This is a genomic window from Methylobacterium crusticola (assembly GCF_003574465.1).
Taxonomy (GTDB): Bacteria; Pseudomonadota; Alphaproteobacteria; order Rhizobiales; family Beijerinckiaceae; genus Methylobacterium; species Methylobacterium crusticola.
Genome location: NZ_QOWC01000239.1, coordinates 1 through 11673, shown reverse-complemented (window position 1 = coordinate 11673; position 11673 = coordinate 1). Strand labels below are relative to the sequence as shown.

Annotated in this window: 8 protein-coding genes; 3 read left to right on the top strand and 5 right to left on the bottom strand. The window is 75.7% G+C overall.

All coding sequences use genetic code 11. From position 1 onward, the window contains the following. Positions 1 to 133: 133 nt before the first annotated feature. Positions 134 to 898: a DUF502 domain-containing protein gene (locus DT057_RS31605; protein ID WP_128566014.1), complete on the top strand. Its 765-nt coding sequence runs from the start codon at positions 134 to 136 to the stop codon at positions 896 to 898. Positions 899 to 914: 16 nt separating this feature from the next. Here DT057_RS31605 and DT057_RS31600 read toward each other — a convergent pair whose 3' ends face one another. From DT057_RS31600 to DT057_RS31585, 3 genes are all read right to left on the bottom strand, one after another. After that, complete coding sequence (locus tag DT057_RS31600) at positions 915 to 2066, bottom strand: amidohydrolase (RefSeq protein ID WP_128566013.1); 1152 nt, start codon at positions 2064 to 2066, stop codon at positions 915 to 917. A 50-nt stretch (positions 2067 to 2116) separates the two neighbouring features. Then, positions 2117 to 5767, bottom strand: a complete 3651-nt coding sequence (gene mfd / locus DT057_RS31595) for a transcription-repair coupling factor (RefSeq protein ID WP_128566012.1) — start codon at positions 5765 to 5767, stop codon at positions 2117 to 2119. Between the two features lie 165 nt (positions 5768 to 5932). After that, a complete protein-coding gene (locus DT057_RS31585) occupies positions 5933 to 6229 on the bottom strand; it encodes an FAD assembly factor SdhE (protein WP_128566011.1) in 297 nt (98 codons plus the stop codon). 360 nt (positions 6230 to 6589) lie between these two features. Here DT057_RS31585 and panE point away from each other — a divergent pair, with 360 nt between their 5' ends. Together panE and recG are read left to right on the top strand one after the other, a co-directional pair. Further along, positions 6590 to 7513, top strand: coding sequence for a 2-dehydropantoate 2-reductase (panE, locus tag DT057_RS31580; RefSeq protein WP_128566010.1), 924 nt, complete (start codon positions 6590 to 6592; stop codon positions 7511 to 7513). A 115-nt stretch (positions 7514 to 7628) separates the two neighbouring features. After that, on the top strand, positions 7629 to 9743 hold the full coding sequence (recG, locus tag DT057_RS31575) for an ATP-dependent DNA helicase RecG (RefSeq protein ID WP_128566009.1): 2115 nt from the start codon (positions 7629 to 7631) through the stop codon (positions 9741 to 9743). Between the two features lie 56 nt (positions 9744 to 9799). On the opposite strand, the gene DT057_RS31570 is transcribed toward recG, so the two are convergent. Further along, positions 9800 to 10141, bottom strand: a complete 342-nt coding sequence (locus DT057_RS31570; RefSeq protein WP_128566008.1) for a response regulator — start codon at positions 10139 to 10141, stop codon at positions 9800 to 9802. A gap of 203 nt (positions 10142 to 10344) precedes the next feature. Then, positions 10345 to 11673: AMP-binding protein (locus DT057_RS31565; protein WP_276469433.1), on the bottom strand; the 1329-nt coding region annotated here is incomplete at its 5' end.

Below are 11673 nucleotides of genomic sequence, written 5' to 3'. Positions count from 1 at the left end.
CGGGCGGCGCGGGAGCGGCGGCGGCCCGGCCGCCGGCCCTGCGAAGGGCTGAGGACCGCCGCCTTGAGCGCAGCGCAGCAACCCGCTACCTCTGGGCCGGCAGGGGGCGCCTGCGAGCGTCGAGAGCGGAAGCGTGTCGGAACCGTCCCCGTTGATCCACGACCCCGACCTCTCCGGCACCCGCAAGCGGGTCAGCGTCCGGGGGCGCCTGCGCAACTACTTCTTCACCGGCGTGATCGTGGCCGGCCCGCTCGCCATCACGATCTACATCACCTGGTGGTGCATCAGCCTGATCGACGGCTGGGTCAAGCCGCTGGTGCCGACCGCCTACCTGCCGGACCACTACCTGCCCTTCAGCATCCCGGGCCTCGGGCTCGTGATCGCCTTCGTGGCCCTGACGACCCTGGGTGCGCTCACCGCCAACCTCGTCGGCCGCTCGGTGGTGGAGTTCGGCGAGGTGCTGCTCGCCCGCACCCCGGTGATCTCGGGCCTCTACCGCGGCCTGCGCCAGGTCTTCGAGACGCTGTTCTCGACGAGCGGCACCTCGTTCCGCACCGTGGGCCTGGTGGAGTTTCCGGTGAAGGGCACCTGGTCGGTGGTGTTCCTGTCGGCGCCGGCCGGCCCCGAGGTGCAGAACGCCCTGCCGCCGGGCTCCGAGTACATCGGGGTGTTCCTGCCCTGCGCGCCCAACCCGACCACCGGCTTCTTCTTCTACCTGCCGCGGGCCGAGGTGATCGAGGTGCCGATGAGCGTCGACGACGCGGCCAAGCTCGTCATGTCGGCCGGCGTGATCCAGCCCGAGGATCCCCAGAGCCGCCTCCAGGCGATGGCGGCGGGCCTCCGGGTGGCGCAGGTCGGCGCCGGGGAGATGCCCGCGCGGGACCGCCTGGACGCGTGAGGCGGGGCGCCGCGCCTCACGGCCCGGCGGGCAGGCGCCGGCGCGCGAGCGCCACGAAGTAGGCGATCCCGTGCGGGATGGCGGCGTCGTCGAAGTCGAAGGCCGGGTTGTGCAGGGGCCGGGAGGCCTCGCCGTTGCCCAGGAACGCGAAGCAGCCCGGCGCGTGGGCGAGGAAGCGGGCGAAATCCTCCGAGCCCGTGTGGGGCTCCGGCATCACCTCCACCCGGTCCTCGCCCAGGGCCGCCCGGGCCGCCGCGAGGGCCGCCTGCGTCACCGCGGGATCGTTCACCGTGGGCACGAACTCCCGCGTGTAGGCGACCTCGGCGGTGCACGCGTACGCGGTCGCGATGCCGGCCGCGACGCGGCGCATCTCGGCCTCGATCCGGGCGCTCACCGCGGGGCGGAAGCTGCGGGCGTCGCCCCGGATGCGGGCGAGGCCCGGCAGGGCGTTGCGGGTCCCGTCCGTCGTGAGCTCGGTCACCGACACGACTGCGGTCTCGGTCGGGGCGATCCGGCGCGACACGAGGGTCTGGAGGTCCATGACGAGGGCGCAGGCCGCGACCAGGACCTCGCGGGCCTCGTGGGGCTGGGCGGCGTGGCCGCCGAGCCCCCGGAGCACGATCTCGAAGAGGTCCTCCGCCGACATGATCGGCCCGGGCCGCGTCTCGAAGCGCCCGACGGCGAGACCCGGCCTCGCGTGCAGGCCGTAGACCTCGTCGAAGGGGAAGCGCGCCATCAGCCCGTCGTCGATCATCGCGCCGGCGCCGCGGCCCCACTCCTCCGCGGGCTGGAACAGGAAGCGCACCGTGCCGGAGAAGCCGCCCTCCGCGGCGAGCACCCGGGCGGCGCCGAGCAGCATCGTGGTGTGCCCGTCGTGGCCGCAGGCGTGCATCAGGCCCGGCGTCCCGGAGCGGTGGGGCCGGTCGCCCTCCTCGGGGATGCGCAGGGCGTCCATGTCGGCCCGGAGCGCGATGGCCCGGCGGCCGTCGCCGCGGGCGAGCGTCCCGACCACGCCCGTGCCGCCGACGCCCTCCGCCACCGCGACGCCGCAGGCGCGCAGGCGCTCCGCCACGAGGCCCGCCGTGCGGTGCTCCGCGAACCCGAACTCGGGGTGCCGGTGGAAGTCCCGGCGCCACGCCGTCAGCTCGGCGAGGACCGCCTCGCTCACGGGACGCGGGCCCGGCCCGTCCGCGGCGCCGCGCCCGGGCGTCCGCCCCCTCACGCCGCCTTCCGGCGCGCCGCGAGCCTGGCGAGGTCGCGCAGGAGGGCGGTGGTCTCCTTCAGGCGCTCGGCCACCGTGGCGAGGTCGCGGATGAACACGACGCTCATGTCGGGCCGCACCTTGGCGAAGGAGCGCTGCTCGGCGATGTAGCCCGCGAGCTTGGCCGGGTTGGCGAAGGAGCGGTCGCGGAAGTGCATCACCACGCCCTTCGGCCCGGCCTCGACCTTCTCGACGTTGGTCTCGCGGCACAGGATCTTGATCGTCACGATCTTCAGGAGCTGCTCCACCTCGGGCGGGAGCGGGCCGAAGCGGTCGATCAGCTCGGCCCCGAAGCTCTCGAGCTCCTGGTCGTTCTCCAGGGTCGCGAGGCGCCGGTAGAGGCCGAGGCGCACCGAGAGGTCGGCCACGTAGGCGTCCGGCATGGTGACGGGCGCGCCGAGCGCGATGGTGGGCGACCATTGCTCGTCCGTCGGCACGGTGGTGCCGGCCTTGAGGGCCGCCACCGCGTCCTCCAGCATCTGCTGGTAGAGCTCGTAGCCGACCTCCTTGATGTGGCCGGACTGCTCGTCGCCGAGGAGGTTGCCGGCGCCCCGGATGTCGAGGTCGTGGCTGGCGAGCTGGAAGCCCGCCCCGAGCGTGTCGAGGGTTTGCAGCACGGCGAGGCGGCGCTCGGCCTGCACCGTCAGGGTCTTGCCCTCGGGCGTCGTGAACAGCGCGTAGGCCCGCGCCTTGGCGCGGCCGACGCGCCCGCGCAGCTGGTAGAGCTGGGCCAGCCCGAACATGTCGGCCCGGTGGACGATCAGCGTGTTCGCGGTGGGGATGTCGAGGCCGGATTCCACGATGGTGGTCGAGAGCAGGATGTCGAACTTGCCCTCGTAGAACGCCGTCATCACGTCCTCGAGCTGGCCCGCCGCCATCTGGCCGTGGGCCACCGCGACCTTCGCCTCGGGCATCTCGCGGTCGAGGAAGCGCTTGACCTCGTCGAGGTGCTCGAGGCGCGGCACGACGTAGAAGGCCTGGCCGCCGCGGTAGCGCTCGCGCAGCAGCGCCTCGCGGACCGACAGGGGATCGAACGGCATCACGAAGGTGCGCACGGCGAGCCGGTCGACCGGCGGCGTCGCGATGATCGAGAGCTCGCGCACCCCCGTCATGGCGAGCTGGAGCGTGCGCGGGATCGGGGTCGCCGAGAGGGTCAGCACGTGCACATCGGCCTTCAGGGCCTTCAGCCGCTCCTTGTGGGCGACGCCGAAATGCTGCTCCTCGTCGATGATGATCAGGCCGAGGTCCTTGAAGCCGATGCCCTTGGCGAGGAGCGCGTGGGTGCCGACCACGATGTCGAGCGTGCCGTCGGCGAGCCCCTCGCGCACCTTCTTCATCTCGGCGCTGGGGACGAAGCGGGAGGCCTGCGCCACCGTGACGGGCAGGCCCTTGAAGCGCTCCGCGAAGGTGCGGGCGTGCTGGCGCGCGAGCAGCGTGGTGGGGACCACCACCGCCACCTGCTTGCCCGAGAGGGCGGTCACGAAGGCGGCCCGCAGGGCGACCTCGGTCTTGCCGAAGCCGACGTCGCCGCAGACCAGCCGGTCCATCGGCCGGCCGGAGGTGAGGTCGCCGAGCGTCGCCGCGATGGCGGCGTCCTGGTCCTCGGTCTCCTCGTAGGGGAAGCGGGCCGCGAACTCGCCGTAGCTGCCCTCCGGGGGCGCCATCCGGGGGGCGGTCTTGAGGAAGCGCTCGGCCGCGACCTTGATGAGGGCGCCGGCCATCTCCATGATCCGGCGCTTCAGCCGGGCCTTGCGGGCCTGCCAGGCCCCGCCGCCGAGGCGGTCGAGGGCCACGTCGGCGTCCTCCGAGCCGTAGCGGGTCAGGAGCTCGATGTTCTCGACGGGCAGGAGCAGCAGGCCGCCGCCGTACTGGATCTCCAGGCAGTCGTGCGGTGCGCCCACGGCCGTCACGGTCTTGAGGCCGGTGAAGCGGCCGATGCCGTGGTCGGCGTGGACCACGAGGTCGCCGGCCTCGAGGGCCTGCACCTCCAGGATCACGTCCTGGGGCCGCTTGGCCCGGCGCTTGGGCCGCACCAGCCGGTCGCCCAGGATGTCGCCCTCGGCGACGACCGCGAGCTGGCCGGCGCAGAAGCCCGCCTCCAGCCCCCAGACCGCGACGGCGACGTCCTGCCCCCGCTTCATCGCCAGGACGTCGGACAGGCGCGTGATGGACCGGGGCTTCGGGAGGCCGTGCTCGGCGAGCACGCCGCAGAGCCGGTCGCGCGACCCCTCCGACCAGGCGCTCAGGATCACGTGGCGGCCGGCGGCCTGGAGGGCGCGCACGTGGGCGACCGCGGCGTCGAAGACGTTGACGCCCTCCTGCTGGCGCTCCGGCGCGAAGCTGCGGCCGGGCTCGCCCTCGCAGTCGACGACGCGGGCGCCCGCACGGGCGCCGCCCGCCGGCACGCCTCCCGCCGGCTCCCCGGCCGCGTCCCCGGCCTCCGGGACCGCGAACGGGGCGAGGCGGACCAGGGTGGCGCCGCCGGCGCGCTTCGCCCACTCGGCCGGCGAGAGGTAGAGCGCGTCCGGCTTCAGGGGCTTGTAGGGCGCGACGCCGCCCTGGCGGTCCCGGAGGGCCTCGCAGCGGGCGTCGTAGTAGTCCTGCACCTGGCCCAGGCGCTCGGCCACGGCGGCGTCGGCCCGGTGGTCGAGGACGAGGGGCGCGCCGCCGACGTAGTCGAGGAGGGTGTCGAGGCGCTCGTAGAACAGCGGCATCCAGTGCTCGAGCCCGGCGTAGCGCCGGCCCTCGCTGATGGTCTCGTAGAGGCGGTCGTCCCGGGTGGCGGCCCCGAAGGCCGTGACGTAGCCCTGGCGGAAGCGCCGGATCGTCTCGGTGGTGAGCTGCACCTCGCTCATCGGCACGAGGTCGAGGGAGCGCATCTGCCCGATGGTGCGCTGGGTCTCGGGGTCGAAGCTGCGGATCGACTCGAGGGTGTCGCCGAAGAAGTCGAGGCGCACCGGGTTGGGCAGCCCGGGCGGCGACAGGTCGATGATGCCGCCGCGCACCGCGTACTCGCCGGTGTCCCGCACCGTGCCGGTGCGCAGGAAGCCGTTGGCCTCGAGCCAGGCCACGATCTGGTCGGTGTCGAGGGCGTTGCCGGCCGCCGCCGAGAAGGTCTCGACGGCGATGCGGGCGCGGGGCGGCACCCGCTGCACCAGGGCGTTGACCGTGGTGGCGACGATGCGCGGCCGGTCCTCGGAGGAGCGCGAGCGGGTCAGCCGCGACAGGGCCGTCATGCGCTGGGCCGCGACGGCGGGGTTGGGCGAGACCCGGTCGTAGGGCTGGCAATCCCAGGCCGGGAAGGACAGCACCTCGATCTCGGGGGCCACGAACGCGAGGGCGCTCGCGAAGGCCGCCGAGCGGGTGCCGTCGCGGGCCACGTGGACCAGCACCGCCGGCCCCTGCGAGGCCTGCGACAGGGCCCGGGCGAGGTCGGCCACCACCAGGGCGTCGAAGCCGTCCGGCACCCGGGCGAGGGTCGGGCTGTCGCCCGCCCGCAGCGCCTCCACGGCGCGCGTCAGCGCCGCCGATCGCGGCAGGGCGAAGCGGCTGACGGGGGGCTTCACGGGCGCCGGGGGCGCGGGGGTCTTCGGGTTCGGCTTGGCCATCGGCTCTGGTACGGGGCGGGGGTCCGGGGCGGGCCCGGGATCAGGCCGCCGGCGAGGGGCGGGGGGAGGCCGGCGTGCGGGCACGACGCCCGCCGGCCTCCGCGGCGGGCCCCGGGCGCCGCGCCCCACCCCCGGCGCGGGCGTCGCGGCGGGCCGGGGCGGGCGTCACGCGTGGATCGGCGAGTCGTGGTGGTGGAAGACCTTCAGGCGGCGGAAGACCGCGGTGTCGTAGTTCGAGGGCGTCGCGTCCTCGCCCGTGATCCAGCGGAAGAGGTCGCGGTCCGGCACCTCGATCAGGAGCTCGAAATCGTCGAGCTCGGCCTCCGTCAGGGTGCCGATCTCGGCGTCCGCGAAGCGGCCCATGATCAGGTCCATCTCGCGGATGCCGCGGTGCCAGGAGCGGTAGAGCGTGCGGCGGCGGCGCGGATCGAGGTCGGCGCTGGTGCGGGTGGTGCCGGTCATCGCGGGGGATTCCTCAGGCTCGTTGCGCGGCTTTAGAGTATGTCCGGGGCAAGGGGAATCCGGTTCTCCGCCCGGACGGCACGGCCCCCGCGCGGTCCCGCGCCCCGGGCGCGAAGAAGTCCGGCAAGGCCCCCCGCGGCGCGCGCCTTCGCGCGAGGCGGGTCCCCGCACCCGATATGGGTCCGCCCGGCCCGCAGCGCCATGCGGGCGGCCGGAAGGCCGCGGCCGCCCGCCCGCATGGCGCTCCGGGCCGGGGCCCGTTGACCAATGCTTGCATATGCAAGTAATGCGGTCCGAGCGGGGCTGCCCTGCGCGGCCGGGATCCCGATCCGGCCGTCCCTCACGCCCGGGAGGACCCCCATGCGCATCCTCGTCGTCGGCGCCGGCTCCACCGGCGGGTATTTCGGCGGGCGGCTGGCTCAGGCCGGCCGGGACGTGACCTTCCTGGTCCGGCCCGCCCGCGCCGCCCGCCTGCGGGCGGACGGGCTGCGGATCGTCAGCCCGCACGGCGACGCCGCCCTCGCGCCCGCCCTCGTCGAGGCCGGCTCGGTGGGCGGGCCCTACGACGCGGTCCTCCTGACCGTGAAGGCCTTCTCCCTCGACGAGGCCCTCCGCGACATGGCGCCGGCCGTGGGGCCCGGCACCATGATCCTCCCGGTCCTGAACGGGATGAAGCACGTCGACGCGCTGGCGGAGCGCTTCGGCCCCGAGGCGGTGGTCGGCTGCGTCTGCAAGATCGCCACCCAGGTCGACGCGCAGGGGCGGATCGTGCAGCTCACGCCCCTGCACTTCCTGGCCTACGGCGAGATGGGCGGCGCCCCCTCCGAGCGCACCGCGCGCCTCGACGCGGCCCTGCGCGGCGCCGGGTTCGACGCGCTCCTCTCGCCCACCATCGCGCAGGACATGTGGGAGAAGTGGATCTTCCTCGCGGCCCTCGGCGGCGTCACCTGCCTGATGCGCGGCCCCATCGGGGAGATCGCGGCCGCGCCCGGCGGCCGGGACTTCGCCCTGGCCTTCCTCGACGAGGTCGCGGCGGTGGCGCGCGCCGCCGGGCACCCGCCGGGCGAGGGCTTCCTGACGGAGACGCGGGCCCTCCTGACCCAGGAGGGCTCGGGCCTGACCTCGTCGATGTACCGCGACCTGCGGGAGCAGCGGCCCGTCGAGGCCGACCAGATCCTCGGCGACCTCCTGGCGCGCGGGCGCGCCCTCGGGGTGGCGACGCCGCTCGTCGCGGCCGCCTACGCGCACCTGTCCGTCTACGGCGCCGGGCTGCCGGGCCGCTGAGCGCGGGCGGGCGCCGGCGCGAGCCGGGCGGCCCGCGCCGGGGACGGGACAGCGCCGGCCGGGGTGCTATAGAGCCGCGCGAGACGCTCCCTTCCGAGGTTCCCCGCTTCCCGGCATGTCGCTTCGTCCCTCGCTGCTCGATCCCCTGTTCGCCCCCGCCACCGTCCTGCCGGGCGCCGGCCCGAAGGTCGCCGTGCTGATCGACAAGCTGCTCGGAGGCCCCGAGCGCCCGGCCCGGATCGTCGACCTCCTGTTCCACCTGCCGCAGCGGGGCGTCCCGCGCCAGCTCCGGGGCTCCATCGCCGAGGCGCCCGCGGGCGAGCCCGTGACCCTCGGGGTCACCGTGGTGGCGCACCGGCCGCCGCAGGCCGGTGGCGGGCGCCGGCCGTTCCGGGTGCTGGTGGAGGACGCCACCGGCGACGTCACGCTGGTGTTCTTCAACCTGCCGCGGGGTCGCATCGAGAAGATGCTGCCCCTCGGCAGCCACCGCTACGTCTCGGGGCGGATCGAGCTCTGGGACGGCTTCCGCCAGATGGTGCACCCCTCCCGCATCCTCGACGAGAAGGGGCTGGCCGACCTGCCGGCGGTGGAGCCGGTCTACGGCGCCACCGAGGGGCTCACCTCGCGGGCGATCGGCAAGCTGGCGCTCGCGGCCCTCGACCGGCTCCCCGGCCTGCCCGAGTGGCAGGACCCGGCCTGGCTGTCCCGGCAGGGCTGGCCCTCCTTCACGGAGGCCCTGCGCGCCGAGCACCGGCCGGAGGAGGCCGCCGCGACCGAGGAGGACCTGAAGACCCCGGCGCGCCGGCGCCTCGCCTACGACGAACTGCTCGCCTCGCAGCTCGCCCTCGCCCTGGTGCGCAGCCGGATGCGCCGGGCGCCGGGGCGCACCAACACGGGCGACGGGCTCCTGTCGCGCCGGATCGAGGCGGGCCTGCCCTTCAGCCTCACGGGCGCGCAGGTGCGCGCGCTCGCCGAGATCCGCGGCGACATGGGCTCGGACCGGCGCATGCTGCGGCTGCTCCAGGGGGATGTCGGCTCCGGCAAGACCGCGGTGGCGCTGCTCGCCATGACCTCCGCCATCGAGGCCGGGCGGCAGGCGGCCCTGATGGCCCCGACCGAGATCCTGGCCCGCCAGCACGCCGAGCGCCTGCGGCCGATGGCGGAGGCGGCGGGCCTCACCCTCGCGCTGCTCACCGGCCGCGACCGGGCGGCGGAGCGGCGCGCCACCCTGGCGGGGCTCGCCGACGGCACGGTCGCGATCGTGGTCGGCACCCACGCGCTGTTCCAGGAGGACGTGGCCTTCCACGACCTCGGCCTCGCGGTGGTGGACGAGCAGCACCGCTTCGGCGTGCACCAGCGCCTGGCGCTCGGGGCCAAGGGGGCGGCGGTGGACATCCTGGTGATGACCGCGACCCCGATCCCCCGCACGCTCGCGCTGACCTACTTCGGCGACATGGAGGTCTCGCTCCTCGACGAGAAGCCGGCGGGCCGCCAGCCGATCGCGACGCGCCTCGTCTCCGCCGACCGCCTCGACGAGGTGGCGGCCGGGCTCGAGCGGGCCCTCGCCCGGGGCGACCGGGCCTACTGGATCTGCCCCCTGGTGGCCGAGTCCGAGTACGTCGACCTCGCCGCCGCCGAGGAGCGCTTCGCCGGCCTGCGGGCGCAGTTCGGCGACACCGTCGGCCTCGTCCACGGCAGGATGGCGGGGCGCGACAAGGACGAGGCGATGGAGCGCTTCGCGGACGGGCGGACCCGGATCCTGGTCTCGACCACGGTGGTGGAGGTGGGGGTCGACGTGCCGCAGGCCACCATCATGGTGATCGAGCACGCCGAGCGCTTCGGGCTGGCCCAGCTCCACCAGCTCCGCGGCCGGGTCGGGCGGGGCTCCGGCGCCTCGACCTGCCTGCTCCTCTACAAGGGCCCCCTCGGCCAGGTCGCGCGGGCGCGGCTCGAGATGATGCGCGAGACCGAGGACGGCTTCCGCATCGCCGAGGAGGACCTGCGCCTGCGGGGCGAGGGCGAGGTGCTGGGCACCCGGCAATCCGGCCTCGCGGCCTTCCGGCTGGCGCGGCCCGAGGCGGACGGGGACCTGCTGCTCGCGGCCCGCGACGACGCTCGCCTGATCGTCGAGCGCGATCCGGGCCTCGGGTCCGGGCGCGGGGAGGCGCTGCGGGTGCTGCTGTACCTGTTCGAGCGGGACGCGGCGGTGAAGCTGCTCCAGGCGGGCTAGGGGCAGGCGGGACAGGAACAGGCGGGAGGGGGCAGTGGGAGAGGAGCTTGCCCCTCTCAGAATTCCGGCTCGTTCAGGACCCGGGTGCCGATGCGGCTCTGGAGGTCGATCGGGGCGCCGCCCTGGTGGCCGCCGGGATCGACCACGATCACCGGCACGCCGGCGCTGCGCATCTGGTCGCGCAGGCGCTCGGACATGATCCGGAAGGCGCTGGTGTCGCGCGCCGGAACGTGCAGCAGGACCGCGGCGGGCCGCGGCATCATCGCCAGCACGTCGTCCGCGGCCTCCAGGGAGGCCGTGACGCTGGCGTAGCCCAGCTCGGCCAGCTCGGCCGAGAGAGCCCGGTCGGCGGCCCGGTGGCCGTCGTCGACGACGAGAACTTTCTGCAGCGCACCCATGGTGTAGCGTTAGCCGATCCCGCGCCTCTCGTGAAGGCACCGCAGCAATAACGCTGTGAGCCGACGAAAGGTTCACGGGGGCGCCCCCGCGCCGCGCGCCGCGGGGGCACCGGGCCGGACCCCGGGACGGGGGGACAAATCCCTGACGGAGCGGGGAAATTTCCCGGGCGGCGCGAGACCCTCCGCCTCGGGTCCGCCGCGCCTCAGGCGAGCGTCAGCGCGGTCGCGACGCCGGCAAACAGGGTCGCCCGGTAGCGCGAGGGCCGCCATTCGTCCACGGAATCCACAGGGCTGATACCGCGCTGCAACATGCCGGCCCCGCAGGCCGGCCCCCGGAAGGCGAGGCGGCCGTCGGGGTCGCGGCGGATCTGCACGAGGCCGCCGGCCGCCGCGGCGCGCTCGGGCGCCGCCAGGACGAGGCCGACGTCGAGGGCGTCGCGGCGGCCGGCGAGGAGGGCGAGCTCGTCGAACGCCACCACGTCGACCACGCCCGGGCGGCCCGGCTCGCGGCCGCTGAGGCGGGCCGGGGCCCGGTGCACGTACGCGATGGTGCGCAGGCGCCCCTGCGCGGTGGTGCGGGCGAGGCCCGCCTCCATCCAGGCGGGGGCGACGAGGTGGGTCGGCAGCGGCTGGTCGAGGGCGGCCGAGAGGGCGGCGGCGTCGAAGACCGGGTGGCACTCCAGGGTGGCGCCGCTGAGGAGCGCCGCCGCGAGCCCGGTGGCGAGGCCCTTGAGGTCGCTCGGCGGCAGCAGGGTGAGGAGGCGGTCGCCCGGCGCGATCCGCAGCGGCACCAGGCAGGCGGCGGCCGCGGCCGCGAGGGCGTCGCCGTCGCGGTGCATCGCCGCGGGCGGCCCGTCGGGCTCCGGCGGCGCGCCGGCGGCCCGGGACGGCGCGGGCCGCGGCCCCGCCGCCGGGACCCCGAGGGCGAAGCTCACCAGGCCCGCGGCCGGACCGGTGCCGAGGGCGGCGGCGTCGCCCCGGTGGTCGAGGACGATCTGGTCGAGGCCGATGACGCCGTCGGGCACGTGCGGCCCGAAGGCCGCGACGAACCGCAGCGGGAAGTAGCGCGCCGCGACCCGGCACAGGCGCTCCGCCGGCCGGTCGGTCCCGAGCTGGCCCTGGGTCAGCACCGCCTGGATCTGCGCCGCCTCGACGGCCTGGAGCAGGCGGGCCTCGTCCCAGGTGACCGGCAGCAGGCAGGGGACGTGCCCCGCCTGCTCGATCGCCAGCAGCGTCAGGTGGCACTCGGCCATGCCGGCCATGCACAGGCCGACGGGGCTGCGCGGCGGCAGCCGCAGGCGCGCCAGGCCCTCGGCGAGGCGCGCGATGATCTCCCGCGCCGCGGCGTAGGTCCAGGTGATGGCCGGCCGCCCGCACCAGGCGGCCTTGCCGGCCTGGTCCACGAAGGCGACGCGGGACGGGTGCCGGTCGGCGACGGCGGCGAGCAGCGCCCCGAGGCCCATGGGGGCGGCGGCCGCGGCCGCGACCGCCGGCGCGGCGGCCGCGAACGCCCAGGCGGCCGCGCCGGCCGG